The sequence below is a fragment of the Pseudomonas sp. PDM32 genome, from assembly GCF_019219225.1.
Classification (GTDB): Bacteria; Pseudomonadota; Gammaproteobacteria; order Pseudomonadales; family Pseudomonadaceae; genus Aquipseudomonas; species Aquipseudomonas laurylsulfatiphila.
In genome coordinates, this window is sequence record NZ_JAHUWE010000021.1 from 33,126 (window position 1) to 55,928 (window position 22,803).

A 22,803-nucleotide genomic window follows, 5' to 3' on the forward strand; every position below is an offset into this window, starting at 1 on the left:
CCCGCGGCGAGGAGAGCCGGTCGAGCTAAAATCCGCTTTCCCTGACACCCAGCGCCGCCAGCCGTCGCCAGGCAACGCCCAGCACCGACTCACCACGGCCTTGCAACACCGCCACGCCGCGTAACGGCTGCACGGGTGCCGGGGCTGGATCGAGCGGCGTCAAGCGCGCGCCGTACTGCGCCTGTACCGGCTCGGCCCGTTGAGACTGATCGCGGCGCACGGCAATCGGCCCGTGGTGATCGGATGTCAGCGCTTCCTGATCGACAAACGCCGCACCATTGGTATCGATTTCGCTCAATTGCACGGCAATCGCCGGGTGCATCGGATCGTCCGCGATAAACCGTCCGGTGGCACCCGGTGCCACGCGCCAGAGCTCCGCCTCGGCCAGATAGCCGCGCAAGCGCACACCCCGCTCGACAACCCGGGCCAGCGGCTCCCGGGTCGACAGCCAGCGCCCCACCGCCCATTGCGGCAGCAGGTCGCGCACCGTGCCGGCATGGGGGGCGCGCAATAGCAAACGCTCGCGCTGAGCCGCCAGCCCCCGGTATTCCGAGACCGCTTCGGCCAGGCGCTGCTCGACGATCCCGGCATCGGAAGCCGTTTCGCTGCGGCCGGCCTGACGACGCATCTGCAACTGCTGAATCTCGATCTCCCGGCGCGCGATGGCCTGGCGCGAATCGAGATCCGGAGACTCCAGTTCGATCAGGACATCGCCCTGGGCCACCGCCTGCCCGTCCTGCACATTCACCGCCTTGATCCGTGCCGCCACGGGCGCATGCAAGGTGCTGACCCGTCCCGCTTCGAGCATGGCCGGCACCTCGACGGCACTGCGCCACGGCAGGATCAGCAGCAACAACAGTCCGAGCACCGCCAGACTGCTGAGCAGCACCCGCGGCCCATGCGCCTGCTCGCGGCGGCTCCACCACTGGCGCCATTCACTCATGATGGGCAGAAAGATGAACCACACCAGTTCCACCAGCATCAGGAAGATCCCCAACACCTTGAAGAACAGGTGGTAGACCGCCAGAGCTATCCCGAAAAACAATGCCGCACGCCATAACCACGAGCCATACCCCCAGATCAGCAAGCGCCGTTGCATCGTCGGCGACCAAGGCTCCGGCGCCGTGGCACCGTAGCCGAACAAAAACTCGCGCAGGCGCCAGCGACACAAGGCAAACGCCCGGCCTTGCAGGTTATCGACCTGCCAGAAATCGCTGAGCAAAAAATAACCGTCAAAGCGCATGAACGGGTTGAGGTTGACCACCAGCGTCGTGATCCACGTAGCACTGGCGAGCATGAACGCCGCGGTGCGAGCAGGCCCGTCGGACAGCAACGACCACGCCAGCAAGGCCATGCACGCCAACAGCAACTCGGCCAGCACCCCGCCCGCGCCAATCAGCAACCGGGCCTTGCGATCATTGACCCGCCAGGCATCGCTGACATCGGTATAGAACATCGGCAGCAGCACCATGAACGCCACGCCCATGCTCTGTACCCGGCACCCGGCGCGCTTGGCCATGAACGCATGACCGAATTCGTGGCAGAGCTTGGCGAAGAACAGGGCCACGCCAAACGCCAATGCGCCACCAAGGCTGAACAAGTGCGGAAAGGTCGCGATAAACCGCTGCCAGTCCCGCGACACCAGAAACACCCCCAAACCCAGCACAGTGGGCAAGCCGTAGCGCAGCGCCCGCGGGCCAAAGCGCTCCAGCCATGGCCAGGCACGGTTGAGAAAACGCTCGGGACGCCACAGCGGAATACGAAAAAACAGGTATTGATGCAGCAACAGCTGCCACAGGCTCTGGCGCTGCGCAGCCGCTTTAAGGCTGTAACTGGCCCGCTGCTGGGGATCAAGGGCGGTAATCAGGTCGTGGCTGCGCAAGAACACCAGCAACTGCTCAAGATCCGCAGCACCCAGCGCCAGTCCCGGCTCACGATTGGCCGCTTGCAAGACTTGCTCGGGTTCATCCAGCGACCAGTGACGCAACAATCGCATGGCCGTGGTACCGAGCTTGAAGTAACGCCCCCGCACCGGATCGGCCAGCGTCCAGCAGGGCGCACCGTCCAGCGCCGGCGCTGCCGGGGATAATTGCAGGTCGGCACGCAGGCCGGGCAGGCTCATTTACAGGCCCACGCTCTGACGCAAACCGGCCAGCGGTCGACGCAGCAGGTACAACGCCAGCGGCGCCCGGTCACCGAAGATTTTCGCCGTGCCGCGCAAACCGATGCGCGGGGGTGCCGCGTCGAAAATCGCATCCAGGCGATAGGCCAACTGCCCGCCCGCCGTGGGCTGCGCTTCATAAGCCGAACGTTCGAGCCTGGCCAGATGCCGTTGCAGCGGGTCACTGTCGAGGAACAAGGCGACCTCGGCGCCGGGCTCCAGGGAAATCGCATCGCCCACGGCCAGTTCGATACGCAATTGCGCCTGAGCCGGATCGGCGATTTCCATTAGCCGCTCGCCCGTCTGCACGGGCTTGCCGGTCCAGCGTTCGGCATCGGCAAATACCGCAATGCCATTGCGCTCGGCGCGCACTTCGCTGCGTTTGAGCAGTTCACGGGCGTAGTCACGCTCGGCACGTTTCTGTTCGACCCGGGCGGCCAGCAAATCCAGTTTCGAGCTGGACTCGGCATCGGCGAACGAGCGCTGGGAGTTGGCCTTGAGTTCCGCCTCGGCAACCCCGAGGGCGCGTCCGGCGACATCGGCCTGAGCCTTGAGCGTGGTGCTTTCGAAGCGCAGCAGCAGGTCACCGGCCTTCACCGTCTGGTTGGGTTTGACCAGGAATTCGGCTATCACACCGTCCAGCGGCGCCGCCACCACCCGACCACCGAGCGGCACCACTTCGGCTGGCGCCAAAACGGATTGGCGCACCGGGATCAACAGCCCGAGCACTAGCATTGCCACCAGCAATGCCTGGCGCTTGCGCGTCCAGCGCAGGCGCCACGGCTTGCGCAGTTGCAACGCCTGCCAGGCGTGACTGTAGGTATCGCCCAGTTGCGACAGCAGCACTTGTTCGCCAGGGTTCCACGGAACATCCCGGGCCAGCCACAACCCGCCGAACACCTCGCCCTGGCGATCGATCAGCGGCAGCCAGAACACCTGTGCAGCCGACAGGCTTTGCCATTGCGCCTGCAGTGATTCGCTGAGGAGGTCGGCGGCAATGACCCGCGCCTGCTGCAACTGCTCGCCTTTGAACAACGGCGCCACCGCCTGCTCGACGAACGCGACAAACGGCGAATTCGGTTCCACCGCGCTGACACCGGTCACGGCCTGCACCTTCCCGGCGATCAACAGTGCCGCATGGCGAAAGCCAAACAGTGCCTGGCCATCATTGACCAGGCTGTAGGCCAATTGGGCAGGCGTTTGGGCTGCGCGGGTCTGGCGCTCAAGATCAAGAAACCGTGCGAACACCTGCTCGGCACCGCCGCTCACCGGCGCGTTCACTTGAACTCCGCGAAATGCGCCGTGCCGCTCATGCCCGCCAGCAACCCGCTGGCGTCAGGCACGCTGGCCACCAGCAGCAAGGTCTGACTGCCTTCATCGATTCGCGCGCCCAGGCGCTTGACCGTCGCAGCCAACGGCTTGCCGGTTTCATCGGGAACAAAACTGAAAGTCTGCCCGGGCTTGAGTCGGGCCATCCAGCGCGAGGGCACCAGCAGGTGGATTTCCAGGGTGCGATTATCGACCACGTCCAGCAATGGCGCGCCGGCAGGAACGCTTTCATAGCGCTGTACCTTGCGCTCGACGACCTGGCCATCGAACGGCGCCAGCACGCTGCAACGCTTGACCTGCACTTGATACACCTGAGACTGCGCCTGGGTTTCGCTGACCTTGGCCTCGGCACGTGCCACTTCGAAACGCCCGACCGAATTCAGCGCGGCCAGTTGCCGGTTATGCGCCAGTTCTTCACCTGCGCCACGGCTGGCCGCTTGAGCGGCATTGAGCTGCGCCTGATAGGCCGAGCAATCGAACCGCGCCAGGGTATCGCCCTTCTTGAACGACTCCCCCTCGCTGAACGGCAATTCGACAATCCGCCCGGGCACCTCACTGGCCAGTACGGCCTGGTCCCTGGCGCGCAATACACCACGGGCCTCGGTGCTGGTTGCAGCACTGGCGCTCGCATCCATTTGCGCAAGCGGGTCGTCTGCCCCGGGCGTTTGCGCCAGGACAACGCTCGCAACGAAGAAAAAACCCAACCCCAACACACAGAAACACCGCATGACCGTTCTCCCTTTCGGATCAACGGAGTCTACGGCAGCGGCGATGAGCGTCAAGCAGATGGCCACCATTACCTGTGTATCAGCGCTGCGCCTTCTCGGCCAACGGATAGACCGACTCCCAACCCCCACCTAACGCCTTGTACAACCCGACGGCCGCCAGCGACACGCCGGTCGAGCTCTCGACCCACTGCTCCTGCGTGGCCAGCAACGCCCCTTGCACGGTGAGTACGGTGACGAAATCCACCACGCCCTCCACGTACTGCTGTTGCGCGGTGTCCAGCGCAATGCGGTTCTGCCGCACGGCTTCGGCCAGACTGTCGCGGCGTAATTGGCTGGCGTTGTAGGCGGTCAGTTGGTCATCGATTTCATGCCAGGCGCGCAACACGGTTTGCTGATAGGCAATGGCCGCTTCCTGTTGTTGCGCTTCACGCAGTTGGAGCACGCCCCGCAAACGGCCACCGTCGAACAACGGCAAACTCAATTGCGGGCCGATCCCGAACGAACGTGAACCCCAGGAGCCAAAATCGCTCAGCTGCATGGCCTGGGAGCCGATGTTCCCCGACAGGGTGATTCGCGGATAGAAATCCCCCGCGGCCACGCCAATGCTGGCCGTGGCGGCATGCAGTCGCGCTTCGGCCTGGCGAATGTCCGGTCGACGCTCAGCCAGTTGCGAGGGCAAGCCAATGGCGACCTGGCGCGGCGTTTGTGGCACCGGGGCGTCTGTGGATAACTCCGCCACCAATGCCTGGGGCGCTTCGCCCATCAACAGGCTCAAGGCATTGATCAGTTGCCACTGGCGCTGCTCCAGTGCGGGCAGGCGGGATTCGATGGCCGCCACCTGCGCGGCGGCTTCGGCGACATCCAGATCCGTCGCGACGCCGTCGGCCAGGCGCAGTTGCGAGAGCTTCAGACTATGGCGGGCGACGTCGAGGTTCTGTTCGGTGACAAGCCGGGTGTTCTGCACACCGCGCAATTGAATGTAGTCCTGGGCGGTTTCGGCCAGCACCGACAGCAGCACACCACGCCGGTCGTTCTCGGCGACCTCCAAGGTGGCGTCGGACGCTTCGGTTTCCCGACGCACGCGGCCCCAGAAGTCCAGCTCCCAGGAAGCGGAAAATCCGGCATTCCACAGGTTGAAAGCCGATTGGCCATTGTGTCCTGACGGGTCGTTCAAGCCTTCAGCGCTGTTGCGATTGCGCCCGTAACTGCCACTGGCGGCCGTGTTGGGGTAGCGGTTGGCAGTGATGACCTGACGCACCGCACGACTTTGCTGCAAACGGCTGCCGGCCAGCTTCAGGTCGAGGTTGTCGGTCAGGGCGCGCTGGCTCAAGGCCGAGAGTTTCGGGTCATGGAACACTTCCCACCAGCGCTCGGCCATTGTTTCGGCGATGGCCTGGCTGGTGGCTGCCTTTGATGGTTTTGCCCATTCGGCGATTTGTGTGGTTTCGGGCTTTTGGAAATCGGGGCCGACGGTACAGGCGCTGAGACTCATGACGAGCAAGGCACTGAAGGTGAGTGGCTGCCACAGGCCTCTTCGCGAGCAGGCTCGCTCCCACAGTTGACCGCATTCCCCTGTGGGAGCGAGCCTGCTCGCGAAGGCGTTAGCGCTATCAACGAAAATCTTCATCGCTGAACAACCTCTTTCGCCTTGGCGGTGGCCGTATCAATACTCGCCTCCACCGACATCCCCACCCGCAAGCGCTCGGCCAGCGACTGCCCCGGCTCCAGCACGATCTTCACCGGTATCCGCTGCACCACCTTGGTGAAGTTGCCAGTGGCATTGTCCGGTTTGATCGCGGCGAACGTCACTCCGGTGGCCGGTGCGATGCTTTCGACACGACCGTTGAGTGCCGCACCGCCCAGGCTGTCGACGCGCACTTGCACCGCCTGCCCCGGCTGCACATCCGTCAGTTGCGTTTCCTGGAAATTGGCCACCACATAAGCCTGCGCCAGCGGCACCACGGCAAGGATCTTGCTGCCCGGCGTCACGTAGGCGCCGACCCGCACCGCGCGCTCTCCGACCATACCGTCCTGTGGTGCCACGATCCGTGTATAGGACAACTCGTAGCTGGCCATTTCCAGCTTCGCTTGCGCCCTCTTCAGTCCGCCTTCTGCCGCATCGCGCTGGGCCGTCAGGATCTCCACCTGCTTGCGCTCCGCCGCCAGTACCGCTGTGGCATTGGCCAGCCGTGCGCTGGCCTGGTCGATGCGTGTTTGCGCCTGTTGCGCATTTTGCACCGTGCCGGCGCCCACCCCGGCGAGGTGCTTGTAGCGGTTCAATTCATGCTCGGCAAAGGCCATTTCCGCCTTGGCCGAAACCACCGAAGATTGCGCCTGGGCAATCACCGATGCCTGGCGCTCCAGGGTCGCCCGGGCATTTTGCAGTTGCGCCCTGGCCACCAGCGTTTCGGCGTCGGCGGCCTGGGCGGCAGCGCGCAAATCCCGGTCATCGATCAGCGCCAGCAATTGCCCCGCCTTGACCTGCTGGTTGTCCTCCACCAGCACCTGCTTGATAAACCCGGCGACCCGCGGCACGACCAGGGTGAAATCCGCCGAGACGTAAGCATCGTTGGTGTTCTGCTGGGTACGCTTGCCGAACAGGCCGGGCATTGCCAGGTACAGCGCCCCACCGACGGCCAATGCGACGGCCACGGCCACCGCGACTTTCTGCTTTGCTTGGGTGTTCATAAAAACCTTCTGTTTCAGTGGAGCATTCAGGTCGGTGTGCGCGGCGGATAGATCCGCGTCGGCAGCCAGAAAATCAGCAGGATCAAGGTCACGGCGAGACCGGCCATGCACAGGTAAAGATCAGAGGACGTGAGCACCAGCGCTTGCTCATGCAGACGATGAGCGAGACTTGCGCTGTCGCGCTCGGCCAGCGGCGAGTTGCCGAGACGATCGACCAGCATGGTCGAGTGAAAATGCAGACGTGCCGTGGTCAGCGCTTCGATCACCCCGGTGGCGATGACCGCCGACAGGCCTTTGACAGTGTTGAACCAGGCCGATGCGAACGGCCCTTGCATCGGGTTGATGCTACCGGTGGACAGCATCAGCAGCGGCAACACCGCCATGGGCTGACCGAAAATCTGCAGCCATTGCAGCACATAGAAATCGTCGCGAATCCAAGCGGACGTCAGTTGCGAGCCGCCGACGCACGACAACGCCAGCATGGCCAGGCCGATGCCCAGCACCCAGCGGCAATCAACCCAGCGAAAGTTGCACAGGGTCGCCACCAACGGCAGCGCGATCAATTGCGGCAGCGCCGCCAGTAGCATGATCGGTGCAGTCTGCACCGGACGATAACCCTGGACCTGCGCCAGGTAGCTGGACGGAATGATGATCACCGCCTGCAGCACCACCAGCACGCCCGCCAGTGTCAGCAGGGCAAAGGACAGGTTGCGGATGCCGAGCATCTGCATCTTGAAAAACGGTATCGGCTGCGACCACTCGCCGCCCAAGAACAGCACCAGCAGCAACAGCCCGCCACCGAGCAATCCGCAGATCAGGTTCGACTCGAACCAGTCCAGGCGGTTGCCCTGCAGGATGCCGATCACCAGCATGCAGATGGCGGGAAAGCCCAGCAGCAATCCGCGCCAGTTGAAGGAGTTGAAGCGCTCCAGGCGCAGCGGGTCCTGGGGCAAGCCGTACGCTACCGCGACCATGGCAATCAGGCACGGCGCGATGATTTGCCAGAAAGTCCATTGCCAACCGACGTATTCGGTCCACAGCCCGGCCAATGGCGTGCCCAGGCCCGGGCCGAACGTCGCCGTCAGGGCATAACCGGCCAGGCCATACAACTTCACGTTGGCGGGCAGAAACCGCAGGGCCACGGTCATCAACATGGGGGGCAGTGCGCCGCCCGCCAGGCCTTGCAAGGTACGCAGCAACAGCAGGCTTTCGTAATTCGGGGCGAAGGGGCACAACACACCCAACAGGGTGAACAGGCTGATGGCGCACAGGGTGAAACGCCGCAACGAGAACGTCACCGCACACCAGGGCGCAAACGCCATGGCCGCCACCGACGTCGCGGTGTAGCAGGCGACCAGCCAGGTGCCTTCGTCGTAGCCGACGGCCAATGCACCGCGGATGTCGGCGAGCGCGACCTTGGTCACCATCTCGTTCAGGCCCGACACCAGCACCGCCAGCAGCACGCCCACCAGGCCGATGATGATCCGTGGGCCGAAGACCGGCGGTGCGGCTGCCGTGCTGGCCGCCGCGACAGGTGCCGTGACCGTAAGGGAAGTCATGTACTGCGAGCTCCGGCGTGGAAAGACCGAAGCATTCTAAAAAGCGTGATGCCTGACGAAAATCAACTTATTGGCAGGTTATAAATGCGTCAGACGCAACGATACCCTCCTGTGGGAGCGAGCTTGCTCGCGATAACGGCAGGTCAGCCAATAGGGATGTCGAGGCTGCCGGCCTCATCGCGAGCAAGCTCGCTCCCACAGGGGAACTGATCAGCTCACGGTTGAGCCGCCAGCCACGTCTCATCGCAGCAGGTTTTCAGGGTTTCACGCAGCCAGCGGTGCGCCGGGTCCTTGTCGAAGCGCGGATGCCAGGCCTGGGTCAGCATCAGGGTCGGCAACGGAATCGGCAGGTTGAACGAGCGCAGTTTCAACCCCAGCCGCCGCACGCTCAGCAAGGCTTCCTTGGGCACCGGCAGGATCAGGTCGGAATCGGGCAAGGCAAACATCGCCGCATGAAAGCTTGGCGCGATCACCGCCACCCGCCGCTCCAGGCCCAGGGCATTGAGCGCGGTATCGATCGGCCCCCGGGCAATGCCGCGCCGGGACATGCTGATATGGGAATAACCGGCATAGCGCTCTGCCGTGATCTCTTCGTCCAGCAGCGGATGATCCTCGCGCACCAGACCGACGAAGTGGGTGGAAAATAGGTTCTGAACCTTCACTTCCGGGGTCAGCGGCCGTGTGTTGCTGACGCTCAGATCGATCCGCCCTTCGCGCAAGGCCTCATCATCGCCATCGCCTTCCGGGACGAAACGCAATTCGCAGTGCGGCGCCTGCCGGTCGAGGGTGTCGAACAACCTGCCGCCGTAAACACCGACAAAGAAGTCGTTGGCCCGAATACTGAACCGACGCCGCAGCGAACTCAGCTCCACCGCATCGGCCGACCGAAACAGCAACCCGGCCTGCTCCACCACGCTGCGCACTTGCTCGCGCAATTCCAGCGCCTTGGGGGTCGGCACCAGGCCACGGCCGGCGCGCACCAGGATCGGGTCGCCAATGGCTTCGCGGATGCGCGTCAACGTCCGGCTCATGGCCGCCGGGCTCAGGTTCATCCGCCGTGCCGCCCCCACCACACTGCCCTCGTCGAGCAAGGCGTCGAGGGCGACCAACAGGTTCATGTCCGGGAGTTGCATGCAGGGCACTCATGGCCGATCAGGATTGATCCAGGTGCAATGCTAGCAGATCAAAAGATCGCAGCCTTCGGCAGCTCCTACAGAGGCATGTGATCTTCTGGTTTGCGATCAGCGCTGCATCCCCCAGCGCTTCACCGTCACCCGCTCCACCGAATTAAACACCAGATTCTCCACCAGCAACCCAATCAGAATCACCACCGCCAGGCCGGCAAACACCTTGTCGGTGTACAGCTCATTGCGATTCTGAAAGATGTACCACCCCAACCCACCCTTGCCGCTGGTCGCGCCAAACACCAACTCGGCAGCAATCAACGTCCGCCAGGCAAACGCCCAGCCGATCTTCAGACCGGCAAGGATCGACGGCAGCGCCGCCGGGATCAGGATGAACAGCACAAAACGCATGCCCTTGAGGCCATAGTTGCGCCCGGCCATGCGCAGTGTTTCCGAGACGCCGAGAAACCCGGCGTAGGTGTTCAGCGCCAAGGCCCAGAGCACCGAATGCACCAGCACGAAAATCAGGCTGTTCTGCCCCAGGCCGAACCACAACAGTGCCAACGGCAATAGCGCGATAGCGGGCAACGGGTTGAACATCGAAGTCAGGGTACTGAGCAAGTCGCGACCGAATTGCGTCGACACCGCCAGTGTCGTCAGGCCAAACGCCAGGACGATGCCGATCAGGTAACCCTTGAGCAACACCACCAGAGAGATCCACACCTTGCCCAGCAGCTCGCCACTGAGCAGGCCGTCGTACAGCGCGTGAGCGGTCTGCAAGAAGCTCGGCAACAGCAGGTCGTTGTTCTGATAGCGCGCAACGGCCTCCCAGAGCACGGCGAGCAACACCAGGATCAGGGTTTTACGCAACCAGCCCTGTTGCCACAGACGTTGCCCAAGGGGCAGTTCACGCTCCAGCGGCACGCTGGTCAGTGGCTGCAAAACCGTTTCGAACGCTTCACGTGGGGATGATAAATGGCTCATCGGGCCCTCCTCTCAACTGGCTCAATACGCGATGCGGATGTCAGCGAAATCCAGCTCATGCTCGGCTTGCGGCGATTGACCTTCATCGAACAACAGCCGGTGAATGCGGCGCGCCGATTCCTGAAACGCCACACCGCCGAGGCTGTGCAAATCGTATTGGTGGCTGTGCACTTCCGCCCGCACTCGCCCCGGATGCGGCGACAGCAACAGAATGCGGTTACCCACCACCAGCGCCTCTTCGATGGAGTGCGTGACGAACAGCAGCGTGAAGCGCACTTCCTCCCAGAGCAGCAACAGTTCCTCCTGCATCTTGCGTCGGGTCAGCGCGTCGAGGGCGGCGAAGGGTTCGTCCATCAGGAGGATTTTCGGCTGCATCGCCAGCGCCCGGGCGATGGCAACCCGAGCCTTCATGCCACCGGACAAGGTGTGTGGATAGGCATCGGCAAACGCCGCCAGGCCGACCTTCTCCAGGTAGTGCAAGGCCCGCGCTTCAGCCTCTTTGCGCTTGAGGGTTTTCGAGGCCAGCAGTGGAAACATCACGTTCTGTTTGACGGTTTTCCACGGTGGCAGTTGATCGAACTCCTGGAACACCACGATCCGGTCCGGTCCCGGCGCATCGACGCGCTGGCCTTGCAGACGGATCTCGCCTTCCACGGGCTGGATGAAGCCGGCAGCGGCCTTGAGCAAGGTCGACTTGCCGCAACCGGACGGCCCGAGCAGGACAAAACGGTCCGCCGGATCGATCTCGAAGCTGACTTGATGGGTCGCCCGCACCACCCGCTGCGGCGTGCGGTACTCGAGGCTGACGTTATCGACCGAGAGCAGCGCCTGGGCTGCCGCGATCGGATTGCTGACCGTGTGGCCTTGCAAAGGGGCGTTCATTTCGGTCAGCTCCCTTGCAGCGGCTTGGCGTCCTGGAAGAAATAATCCTTCCACGAGTCCGGTTTGTTTTTGATCGCGCCGACACGGTAGAGAAACTCGGCCAACGGGTAAGTGTTTTTCGGCGTGACGCTGAACTCGAACTGCGGGTTGTCGATGATTTTCAGCAACGCGGCGCGGTCGATTTTGGCCTTGGTCACGCGGATGTAAGTGTCCGCCGCTGCGCCTTTATCGTTCTGTGCGAACTGTGCGGCCTCGGTCAGCGCTTCGATGAAGGCCTTGTAGGTTTTCGGGTTCTCGTTGCGGAATTTCTCGGTGGCGAACAGCACGGTCGGCGAGTTCGGGCCGAGCAGGTCATAGGTGTTCAGCACCACGTGTACATTGGGATTTTCCAGCGCCTGGTCCTGGAATGGCGGGTTGGAAAAATGCCCGGTCAACTCGGTGCCACCGGCTACCAGCGCCGCTGTCGCGTCAGGGTGCGGAACAGCGATGGTGTACTTGTCGAGGCGGTTGAATTCCTTGTCGCCCCACTGCCTGGCGGCCGCGTATTGCAGGAAGCGTGACTGTACGGACACGCCCACCGCCGGCACCGCGATGCGGTCCTTCTCGGTGAAATCGGCAATGGTCTTGACCTTGGGGTTGTTGCTCACCAGGTAGTACGGGAAGTTGCCGAGAGAAGCCACGGCCTTGACGTTCTGCTTGCCGTGGGTGCGATCCCAGATGGTCAGCAGCGGGCCGACACCGGCACCGGCAATGTCGATCGAGCCGGACAGCAGTGCATCATTGACCGCCGCGCCACCGGAGAGCTGGGTCCAGTCAACCTTGATGTCGATACCTTCCTGCTTGCCGTACTTCTCGATCAGGTTCTGATCGCGCACCACGTTGAGCAGCAGGTAGACAATGCCGAACTGTTCGGCGATGCGGATTTCACCTTCGGCGTGGGCCACGGTCGGCGCCACCAGGCTGCCGGCGATCAGGCTGAAACCCAGGCCGATGGCGGCGGCCAGGGGTGCAAAGGGCAGACGTTTGGACATGATCAAATCTCCGGCAATTCAGAAAGGCGCGTCGCCCTGGATGGTGGTGCGATACAGCTTGCGGCGCAGATGGCTGGGGCAGCCGGCGGCGAGGTGGATCAGCGAACGGTTGTCCCAGAACACCAGGTCATGGGGCTGCCATTGATGGCGGTAGATGTTTTGCGGCAACACGCTGTGGGCGTAGAGTTCGGCCAGCAGTTGCTGGCTCTCGTCCTCCGGCAGGCCAACGATGCGGGTGGTGAATCCCTCGCTGACGAACAACGCCTTGCGGCCGTTTTCCGGGTGGGTACGCACGACCGGATGGACCACCTCCGCAACCTGGGCCAGTTGCTCCGGGGTCAGGGTCGGGCGCCAGTTGCCTTCGAATTTGGTCTCGCTGTAACGCGCCGTGTAGGAGTGCGCGGCCGAGCGGCCTTCTACCGCTTTGCGCAGCGCCTCGGGCAGGTTGTCCCAGGCCTTGTGCATGTCGGCGAACAAGGTGTCGCCGCCTTCCGCTGGCAGCTCCTGGGCGTGCAGCATCGAGCCCAGGCTCGGCAGTTGTTTGTAGGAGAGATCGGAATGCCAGAACTTGCCGGCATCACCCAGGCCGATGTTCTGGCCGTTTTCGACGATGTTGGAAACGATGAGGATTTCCGGATGCCCTGCCAGCAGGAACTGCTTAAGCACGTGAATCTGCAACACGCCAAAACGACGGCTGAAGTCGATGTGCTGTTGCGGGGTGATGCGCTGGTCGCGGAACACCACCACATGATGGTCCAGGTGCGCGCGGTGAATGCGGGCAAAGTCCTCATCATTGATCGGGCGGGACAAATCGAGGCCGAGGATTTCGGCGCCCACCGCTCCGCTGAAAGGGCGGATTTCAAAGAATTGTGGCGCGATGCTTGGCGAAGCTGAGGCTGCAGACATAAATCACTCCCACGCACGGCACGCTCAATGGCGCGCGCGTCGATCAGAAACTCACGGAGGTCCCGTGTTGGTTCGTGTCGTGCGGCGCGCCGATTGGTCGGCAGGTACGCAGGAGATTGACTTTATAGATATAAGAATTGAAATTTAAATACCGTTAATGAATAACGATATGGCAATTGAAAAGGGACTGCGTGGATTGCGGAGTGACGTTTTTTGTCACTTACTGACAGGGTTGTGGTGTTTCCACTGACGCCTTCGCGAGCAGGCTCGCTCCCACAGGGGTTCTCCGCTGGGCACAAATTTGTGATCCAGCAAAAAATCCATGTGGGAGCGAGCCTGCTCGCGATGGGGCCATCAGCCTCAATGACGAATTACCGCTCGTGCAGCGCCTCGGCCCGCGCGCGGATGATCGGCTTGAGCAGGTAGCTGAGGACGGTCTTCTTGCCGGTGATGATGTCAACAGAAGCCACCATTCCCGGAATGATCAACAAGGGCTTTTCGTCGGTGCCCAAGTGGCTGCGTTCTGTGCGCAGCTTGATGATGTAGTAGGTGGTTTTCTTGTCTTCGTCGGTAATGGTGTCGGCACCGATCTGTTCCAGCTTGGCCTTCAGCCCACCGTAGATGGTGTAGTCATAGGCAGTGAATTTCACCGTCGCTTCCTGCCCCGGGTGCAGGAACGCGATGTCCTGCGGGCGGATCTTCGCCTCGACCAGCAAGGTGTCGTCCAGCGGCACGATTTCCACCAGGTCGCTGCCTGGCTGGATAACCCCGCCAATGGTATTGACCAGCAGCTTGTTAACGATACCCCGCACCGGCGAGGTGACCAGCGTCCGGCTGACCCGGTCTTCCAGGGCCTTGCCGGTGGCCTGAGCCTTGTTCAGATCGGTGCGTGCTTCATTGAGTTGGGTCAGGGCATCGCTACGGAACTTGCCGCGGGTTTCGTCAATTTTGCGCTGCACTTCCTTGATCGCCGACTCGGCTCGCGGAATAGCCAGGGTGGTGGCGTCGAGCTGGCCACGGGTCTCCGCTTCGGCACGCCTGAGGCGCAGGACTTCCACCGGCGATACCGCGCCCTGGGCCACCAATGGCTCGGACATGCTGATTTCCTGACGCTGGAAGCCCAATTGCTGGCGGTACTGCGCCTGCTTGGAGGTGAACTCACGCAGCTCCTGCTGACGCTGGATCAACTGCTCCTGCAAGCCTCCAATCTCGTCATGCAACTGCTGGCGGCGGCTGATATAGAGCGACTCTTCGCTCTTGGCCTGACCCGGCACGGCCTTGAGTACATCCTCGGGGAAGTTCAGCGGACGATCGTCGACCTCCGCACTCAGGCGCTCGACCCGCAGCACCATCGACAACCGATCGGCTTCGGTTTCACCGACGTTCGAGGCAAATCGCGTGTCATCCAGGCGAAGCAGCGGGGCACCGGCGTCGACGATCTGGCCTTCCTTGACGAACAGCTCGGAAATGATGCCGCCCTCAAGGTTCTGGATTTTCTGGATCTTCGACGACGGAATCGCCTTGCCATCGCCCTTGGTCACTTCGTCGATGACCGCGAAGTTGGCCCAGAGCATCAGGAATACGAAGAATGAGATGATCGCCCAGATCGTCAGCCGCACCACACGCGGCGCATCTTCGATCAACGCCTTGTTGACCTCCGGCAGCGGCTGACCCTGAAGCGAAGCAGAGCCCTTGAAGTAGCGAAGGATCGAACCCTTACCCGACTTAAGCAACACTGATCTGCCCCTTCTTCAACGCTTCCATCACCGCGGCTTTCGGGCCGTCGGCGAGTATCTGCCCGCGGTCGATCACGATCAGCCGATCCACCAGCGACAACAGCGATGCCCGGTGTGTCACCAGCACCACGGTCTTGTTTTCGATCACGGCTGCCAGGCGCTGCTTGAGGCGCTCTTCACCGGTGTTATCCATGGCACTGGTCGGTTCGTCGAGCAGCAGGATCGGCGGATTGAGCAGTAGCGCACGGGCCAGGGCCACGTTCTGCCGCTGGCCGCCAGAGAGGTTCTGCCCGCGCTCGCCCACTTGCAGCTCATAACCCTGCGGATGCAGGCGTGCATATTCGTGGACACCAGCTAGCTCTGCCGCTTGCAGCACCAGTTCATCCTCGACATACCGCGCACCGGAAACCAGGTTGTCGCGCAAGGTGCCGGCGAGCAGCTGAATGTCCTGGGGCACGTAGCCGATGTTGTAGCGCAGCTCGCTGACGTCGATCTGGCGGATATCCACGCCATCGACCAACAACGAGCCATCATCGGGCTGATAGAGCCCTACCAGCAGTTTGGCCAGCGAGCTCTTGCCCGAGCCACTTCGACCGATGATGCCGATTTTCTCACCGGGCTGAATCGACAGATTGATGTTCTTCAGCGCCAGGTTCTGCTGTTGGGGGTAGGTGAAATTAAGCTGGCGGCATTCAATGGCACCCTGCAATATCTTGCGGCTGAGCGGGCGCTCTTCGAAATTGCGCTCCTGGGGCAGTTCCATCATTTGATCGACGGACGTCATGGTCACCCGTGCCTGCTGATAGCGCGTCAGCAACCCGGAGAGCGATGCCAGCGGGCTGAGCGCACGACCACTGAGCATGTAGCAGGCAATCAGGCCGCCCATGCTCAGGTGACCGTCGATGATCTGGTACACACCGAAGACGATCATGATCACCCCGGCCAGTTGCTGGATCAGCAAGGTGATATTCATCGCCAGGCCGGACAGCATCTTCACCCGCAATTCAAGGCGACTGAGGGTGCCGATGGTCTGTTCCCACTGATACTGGCGCTCGCTTTCAGCGTTGTTGACCTTTACCGCATCCAGCCCGGCCAAGGTTTCGATCAGGCTCGACTGACGCTCGGCCCCCAGCGCCATGGTCCGCTCCATGGTCGCCACCAGGGGTTTTTGCAACGCATAGCCGATGGCCAGGGCGATCGGGAATGCCAACACCGGTATCCACACAAGATGGCCGCCGAGGATCGCGATAACCATGAAGATCAGCAGGGTGAACGGCAGGTCGATCAGGCTGGTGAGGGTCAGCGAGGCGAGGAAATCGCGCAGACTCTGAAATTCATGGATGTTCTGGGCAAAACTGCCGACCCGTGCCGGCCGGTACTTCATGGTCATGCCGACGATGCGCTCGAACAGCGTGGCCGAGATAATCAGGTCGGTTTTCTTGCCGGCCAGATCCAGGCACAGGCTGCGCAGGCTTTTCAGGATCAGGTCGAAGAGGTAGGCGCCAGAGATGCCGACGGCCAGCACCCATAGCGTCGCTTCGGCCTGGTTCGGCACGACACGGTCGTAGACGTTCATCACGAACAACGGCGCGGCCATGGCAATGATGTTGATCAGGAAGCTGGCGGCAATGGCGTCGGCGTACAACCAGCGCGAACGCTTGAGGGTGTCGCGGAACCACGAGCGCGCACGGGGAATCAGCGTGCCGTGATTGACGTCGAATTTGTGCTGTGGCTGGGCAAAAAAGACTTTGCCGGTGTAATCGTCGGCCAGCAGCTCGCGGCTGACCAGGGACTCACCGCCATCGCTTTCGCTGAGCAGCACCCGCGCCTGATCTTCGCCTTGCCAGCCAAGCAGGACGGCGCTGCGACCGTCCTTGAGCAGCAACAATGCCGGCATGGCAATCGCTGGAATGTCCCCCAGCTTGCGCTGCAGCACCCGACCTTGCAGCCCCGCGCGAGCCGCCGCGCGTGGCAGCAGCTCGACACTCAAACGCTGCTCGGGCAGTGGCAGGCCGGTGGTGAGCATGGCCGCGCTGGCCGGTTTCTGGTGCAGCATGCAAAGAGCGAGCAGACCATCCAGCAACGGATCGTCATGCAACGCGCGCGGATCATGAATGAGTTGAACCCGACTGACTTCTGATTCCACGCTCGGCACTCTTGGCTAACAATTGAACGATGAAGGTCCTGCTCAATTCATACCGGGCAATTGGACCTTGGGCTTCACGTCGTTCTGCACAACGGATGCCAATGGTGCGACCACTCCCTGGCTCTTGAGCAACTCGCCCATGGTCGCCTTGATTCGGTACTGAGTAAATAACTGAATGTTCTTGATCTCCGCCAGACGGTGAGAAGAGGTGAACAACTCGTTCTCGCTGTCGAGCAAATCGAGCAGAGTGCGCTCGCCGAGGCTGAACTGACGCTGGTAAGCGGTTCGCACGGCGGTGCTGTGATCAACGTACTGCTGGGCGATCGGCACCTGTGCATTGGCGTTGTTCAGCGCGTTCCAGGCCAGGCCAAGTTCTTCATTCAATTGGCGCAGGGCGTTGTTGCGAATGTCCAGCGCCTGATTCGACAGGTAGGCCTTGGATTCCAGGTCGGCCTTGTTGCTGCCGCCGGCATACAGGTTGAAGCGCATGCGCAGCATGGCCTGCCATTCGTTGTTATGGCCATTCTGACCATCGATATCGTTGTCTGCGGTGCGACCCAGTTCAGCATCAAAGCGTGGGTAGAAGGTCGACTTGGCCGTGTCGTACTGCTTTTCGGCGGCGGCGATGTCGGATTCGGCCGAGCGCAGGATCGGGCTGTTTTCCAGCATCTGCGCACGGGCTTCATTCAGGTTGGCCGGCATCAACGCCAGGAAACTCGGCGGGCGCTCCAGCTGATCGGGCATCTGGCCGACAGCGGACAGATAGTTGGTCTCGGCATCAGCCAGGTTGGTCTGCTCGGTGATCAGGTTGTTGCGCGCCTGGGCCATCCGCGCCTCCGCCTGATCGAGGTCGGCGCCACTGCCGACGCCACGCTGGGTGCGCAGCTGGATCTGGTCGTAAATGCGTTGGTGGCTCTTGAGGTTGTCCTCGGCCAGGCGCACGAATTCGCGACGGGTCAGCACGTCGAGATAGACCTGGGCCACGGTCAGCCCGGTACGCTCGGAAGTACTCAGCAGCGAATAGGCGCGGGAGTTGACGGTGGCTTGTTGACGCCCTACTTCGCTGGTCGTCGCAAAACCGTCAAAAACCATTTGGGTCAGTCGCAAACTTGATTCACTGCGATTCAGGGTTTCGAAGTGATTGTTGCTGCCGTCTCGCGTCGTCACGCTATCGGTGCCTTCACGACCATAACCGCCCAGCAGGTCGACCCGGGGCAAATATCCACCTTTCGCCGCCTTCAACTGATAATCAGCCGCCAACCGACTGTTGACGCCGGCCTGGACCTCCGGATGGACATCCAGCGCCTGTTGCATGGCTTCGGGTAAGGATTGCGCTTGTACGAAAGACGCGGCAAGGGCGAAAGGTAGAGCCATGAACAAAGGCGAACGCATTGTAAGAATTTCCCAGGACTTCTTGTCTTGAATCACGACTGAAAAGCGCGCCGTGTCGGAAGATGGCAGCGGAATGACCGTACGTCGGAAAGCTCAAAAGCAGAACTGGATCACATACCGAGGACAGGGTCACAGCTCAAATATCAATGTGACATTACTGGGACGATTGTTTAGGATGGCTCCAAGAAGGTCAATAGTTTGGCATAAAGTTAATAGCGAAAAGATATAGCCAAAATATTGACGAATTAAAGCGTCAAACTTGTGCATCTATTTTGCAATGAACGTCCAGACTGGTCGGCGCAGACGCCATCAGGTCTATGGAAGTCAACTGAACGTGACACCCCGGAGAGTCTTCAATGAGCAGTGTTGTTGCCATCGTCAAAAGCATTGTCGGTCAAGTTTTCGTGGTGTCCCCAGAGGGCATACGCCGCGTTCTCGTTGAAGGCGACAAACTGTTCGCCGGGGACCAGATAGACACTGGTCTTTCCGGTGCCGTGTCCCTGGAACTGGCCGATGGCCGCACCCTCGACCTGGGCCGCGATACCCAGTGGAGCGCTGACGCGCCGGACTCCAGTGCTGACCTGGCAGCCGCCACCGAACAAGCCGCGCCGTCCGTTGAAGAGCTGCAACAAGCCATTGCCTCCGGTGCCGACCCGACCAAAGACCTTGAAGCCACCGCCGCCGGCCCGACTGCCGCAGGTTCGGGTGGTGCCGCCGGGGGCGGTCACAGCTTCGTCATGCTCGACGCCACCGCTGGCCGCGTCGATCCGACAATCGGCTTTCCGACCGAGGGCATCAACTCTGCCGGGCAAACGACCCTGGAAATCCCGGGTAGCCAGTCCACCAACACCAACGTTAATGCCAGCGCCAACGCCAATACCCCGAGTGAATCAGTCCTCAGCCTCAGTGCCACGCCGACCATCACCGAGGCTGGTGGCGTGCTGGTGTACACCGCGACCCTGACCCAGGCACCACTGACCGACCTGATTGTCACGTTATCCAACGGCGCCGTGATTCTGATTCCCGCTGGCGCGACCACCGGCACAGTCAACGTGCCATTGGCTGCGAACGACACTGTCTATAACGACGCGACCCAGATCGATGTAACTGTCACCGGCACCAGCGGCGGCAGCGGCATTAGTGTGATACCGCCGACTGCCCCGGCCGTGACCCAGGTCACCGATACCCTCGACACCACCACGGTCACCCTGACGGCCGGCAACACCGTCACTGAAGGCGGCCAGATTACCTACACCGCGACCCTGAGCAATCCGGCACAGACGCCAGTAACCGTCACTCTGTCCAACGGTTCGACCATCACCATCGCCGCCGGCCAGACCAGCGGCACCGTGAACGTGCCGACTTCGGCCAATGACGTCTATGTCAACGGCAGCACCGTCAGTACCACCATCACCGGCACCACGGGCGGCAACTTCGAAAACCTGGTGCCGAACACCACACCAGCTGTGACCACCATTGCCGATTCGGTGGACAACACCGGGCTGACCCTGACAGCCACCGGCAACATCACCGAAGGCGGCCAGATCACCTACACCGCGACCCTGACTAACCCGGCCGGCACTCCGATGACCGTGACCTTGAGCAACGGCTCGGTCATTACCATCGACGCGGGTCAAACCAGCGGCAGCGTCAATGTGCCAACTGCGGCCAACGACGTTTACAACAACGGCAGCACCGTCAGCACCACCATCACCGGTATCACGGGCGGCAACTTCGAAAACCTGGTGCCGAACACCACGCCAGCTGTGACCACCATTGCCGATTCGGTGGACAACACCGCGCTGACCCTGACAGCCACCGGCAACATCACAGAAGGCGGCCAGATCACCTACACCGCGACCCTGACTAACCCGGCCGGCACTCCGATGACCGTGACCTTGAGCAATGGCTCGGTCATTACCATCGACGCGGGCCAAACCAGCGGCAGCGTCAATGTGCCAACTGCGGCCAACGACGTTTACAACAACGGCAGCACCGTCAGCACCACCATCACCGGTATCACGGGCGGCAACTTCGAAAACCTGGTGCCGAACACCACGCCAGCTGTGACCACCATTGCCGATTCGGTGGACAACACCGCGCTGACCCTGACAGCCACCGGCAACATCACCGAAGGCGGCCAGATCACCTACACCGCGACCCTGACTAACCCGGCCGGCACTCCGATGACCGTGACCTTGAGCAATGGCTCGGTCATTACCATCGACGCGGGCCAGACCAGCGGCACTGTCGTGGTCGACACGCCGGCCAATGACGTTTATGTCAACGGCAGCACCGTCAGCACCACCATCACCGGTACCACGGGCGGCAACTTCGAGAACCTGGTGCCGAGTAAAGAACCGGCAGTAACATCCATCAGTGACTCGATTGACACCACCACGGTGACCTTGACCGCGACGCCGAGCGTCGACGAGAACGGCACCATCACCTACACCGCCACGCTGACCGATGCCCAGGGCAAACCGGTCACCGCGCAGAACGGTCCGGTCACCGTGACGTTGGACAGCGGCAAGGTCATCACCATTGCCGAAGGTCAGAGTTCTGGCACCTTGCCGGTCACCGTCGGCAACGACGTCTACACCGGTCCAACCACCGTCACTGAATCCATCAAGGACGCGGTGGGTGGCAACCTGGAATTGGTGTCGCCAAACACAACGCCAGTGACCACCACGGTCAACGACATCAACGACACCACCACCGTGACCCTGACCGCGACGCCGAGCGTCGACGAGAACGGCACCATCACCTACACCGCGACCCTGACCGATGCCCAGGGTAAACCGGTCACCGCGCAGAACGGTCCGGTCACCGTGACGTTGGACAGCGGCAAAGTCATCACCATCGCCGAAGGTCAGAGCTCCGGTAGCCTGCCGGTCACTGTCGGCAACGACGTCTACACCGGTCCAACCACCGTCACCGAATCCATCAAGGACGCAGTGGGTGGCAACCTGGAATTGGTGTCGCCAAACACAACGCCAGTGACCACCACGGTCAATGACGTCAACGACACCACCACCGTGACCTTGACCGCGACCCCGAGCGTCGACGAGAACGGCACCATCACCTACACCGCGACGCTGACCGATGCCCAGGGCAAACCGGTCACCGCGCAAAACGGTCCAGTGACCGTGACCCTCGACAGCGGCAAGGTCATCACCATCGCCGAAGGCCAGAGCTCTGGCACCTTGCCGGTCACCGTCGGCAACGACGTCTACACCGGCCCGACCACCGTCACCGAGTCGATTAAATCGGCCGACGGCGGCAACCTCGAGTCCCTCGATCCGGTGAAAACGCCAGTGACCACCACGGTCAACGACGTCAACGACACCACCACGGTGACCCTGACCGCGACCCCGAGCGTCGACGAGAACGGCACCATCACCTACACCGCCACGCTGACCGATGCCCAGGGTAAACCGGTCACCGCACAAAACGGTCCGGTCACCGTGACGTTGGACAGCGGCAAAGTCATCACCATTGCCGAAGGTCAGAGCTCCGGTAGCCTGCCGGTCAGCGTCGGCAACGACGTCTACACCGGTCCGACCACCGTCACTGAATCCATCAAGGACGCGGTGGGTGGCAACCTGGAATTGGTGTCGCCAAACACAACGCCAGTGACCACCACGGTCAACGACGTCAACGACACCACCACCGTGACCCTGACCGCGACGCCGAGCGTCGACGAGAACGGCACCATCACCTACACCGCGACCCTGACCGATGCCCAGGGTAAACCGGTCACCGCGCAGAACGGTCCGGTCACCGTGACGTTGGACAGCGGCAAAGTCATCACCATCGCCGAAGGTCAGAGCTCCGGTAGCCTGCCGGTCACTGTCGGCAACGACGTCTACACCGGTCCAACCACCGTCACTGAATCCATCAAGGACGCGGTGGGTGGCAACCTGGAATTGGTGTCGCCAAACACAACGCCAGTGACCACCACGGTCAACGACGTCAACGACACCACCACCGTGACCCTGACCGCGACGCCGAGCGTGGACGAGAACGGCACCATCACCTACACCGCGACCCTGACCGATGCCCAGGGTAAACCGGTCACCGCGCAGAACGGTCCGGTCACCGTGACGTTGGACAGCGGCAAGGTCATCACCATTG

Annotated in this window: 15 protein-coding genes; 1 reads left to right on the plus strand and 14 read right to left on the minus strand. The window is 62.0% G+C overall.

Features of this window, described 5'->3' with window-relative positions; all coding sequences use genetic code 11:
* Positions 1-25 precede the first annotated feature (25 nt).
* From KW846_RS28960 to KW846_RS29025, 14 genes are all read right to left on the minus strand, one after another.
* On the minus strand, positions 26-2,122 hold the full coding sequence (locus KW846_RS28960) for a biotin/lipoyl-binding protein (protein WP_218486362.1): 2,097 nt from the start codon (positions 2,120-2,122) through the stop codon (positions 26-28).
* Positions 2,123-3,442 (minus strand): HlyD family efflux transporter periplasmic adaptor subunit, encoded by a 1,320-nt coding sequence (locus KW846_RS28965; protein WP_218486363.1) that lies wholly within the window; start codon positions 3,440-3,442, stop codon positions 2,123-2,125. It lies immediately after the preceding gene.
* Positions 3,439-4,218, minus strand: a complete 780-nt coding sequence (locus KW846_RS28970; RefSeq protein WP_218486364.1) for an efflux RND transporter periplasmic adaptor subunit — start codon at positions 4,216-4,218, stop codon at positions 3,439-3,441. Before KW846_RS28970 ends, KW846_RS28965 begins: the two co-directional genes overlap by 4 nt.
* Before the next feature lie 79 nt (positions 4,219-4,297).
* Positions 4,298-5,845 (minus strand): efflux transporter outer membrane subunit, encoded by a 1,548-nt coding sequence (locus tag KW846_RS28975; protein WP_218486365.1) that lies wholly within the window; start codon positions 5,843-5,845, stop codon positions 4,298-4,300.
* Positions 5,842-6,906, minus strand: coding sequence for an HlyD family secretion protein (locus KW846_RS28980; protein WP_218486366.1), 1,065 nt, complete (start codon positions 6,904-6,906; stop codon positions 5,842-5,844). Before KW846_RS28980 ends, KW846_RS28975 begins: the two co-directional genes overlap by 4 nt.
* A gap of 26 nt (positions 6,907-6,932) precedes the next feature.
* Positions 6,933-8,465 carry an MFS transporter gene (locus tag KW846_RS28985; protein WP_218486367.1) on the minus strand — a complete coding sequence of 511 codons (1,533 nt, stop codon included), beginning with the start codon at positions 8,463-8,465 and terminating at the stop codon, positions 6,933-6,935.
* Positions 8,466-8,680: 215 nt separating this feature from the next.
* Complete coding sequence (locus tag KW846_RS28990) at positions 8,681-9,598, minus strand: LysR family transcriptional regulator (RefSeq protein ID WP_102702427.1); 918 nt, start codon at positions 9,596-9,598, stop codon at positions 8,681-8,683.
* Between the two features lie 108 nt (positions 9,599-9,706).
* The gene (locus KW846_RS28995) at positions 9,707-10,573 is read right to left on the minus strand and encodes an ABC transporter permease (protein WP_218486368.1); all 867 of its coding nucleotides are present in this window, start codon (positions 10,571-10,573) and stop codon (positions 9,707-9,709) included.
* A gap of 21 nt (positions 10,574-10,594) precedes the next feature.
* Positions 10,595-11,455, minus strand: coding sequence for an ABC transporter ATP-binding protein (locus tag KW846_RS29000; RefSeq protein WP_102675794.1), 861 nt, complete (start codon positions 11,453-11,455; stop codon positions 10,595-10,597).
* 5 nt (positions 11,456-11,460) lie between these two features.
* Positions 11,461-12,486 carry an ABC transporter substrate-binding protein gene (locus KW846_RS29005; protein ID WP_015092949.1) on the minus strand — a complete coding sequence of 342 codons (1,026 nt, stop codon included), beginning with the start codon at positions 12,484-12,486 and terminating at the stop codon, positions 11,461-11,463.
* 18 nt (positions 12,487-12,504) lie between these two features.
* Positions 12,505-13,392, minus strand: a complete 888-nt coding sequence (locus KW846_RS29010; RefSeq protein WP_218486369.1) for a TauD/TfdA family dioxygenase — start codon at positions 13,390-13,392, stop codon at positions 12,505-12,507.
* Between the two features lie 371 nt (positions 13,393-13,763).
* Positions 13,764-15,128 carry an HlyD family type I secretion periplasmic adaptor subunit gene (locus tag KW846_RS29015; RefSeq protein WP_218486370.1) on the minus strand — a complete coding sequence of 455 codons (1,365 nt, stop codon included), beginning with the start codon at positions 15,126-15,128 and terminating at the stop codon, positions 13,764-13,766.
* Positions 15,118-17,274, minus strand: a complete 2,157-nt coding sequence (locus KW846_RS29020; protein ID WP_218486371.1) for a type I secretion system permease/ATPase — start codon at positions 17,272-17,274, stop codon at positions 15,118-15,120. Before KW846_RS29020 ends, KW846_RS29015 begins: the two co-directional genes overlap by 11 nt.
* A gap of 42 nt (positions 17,275-17,316) precedes the next feature.
* Entirely contained in the window at positions 17,317-18,666 is a 1,350-nt protein-coding gene (locus tag KW846_RS29025; protein WP_218486372.1) for a TolC family outer membrane protein, read from the minus strand.
* A 356-nt stretch (positions 18,667-19,022) separates the two neighbouring features.
* Between KW846_RS29025 and KW846_RS29030 the strand changes: the two genes are divergently transcribed.
* Positions 19,023-22,803 (plus strand): retention module-containing protein (locus KW846_RS29030; protein WP_218486373.1); only part of this gene is annotated, 3,781 nt, incomplete at its 3' end.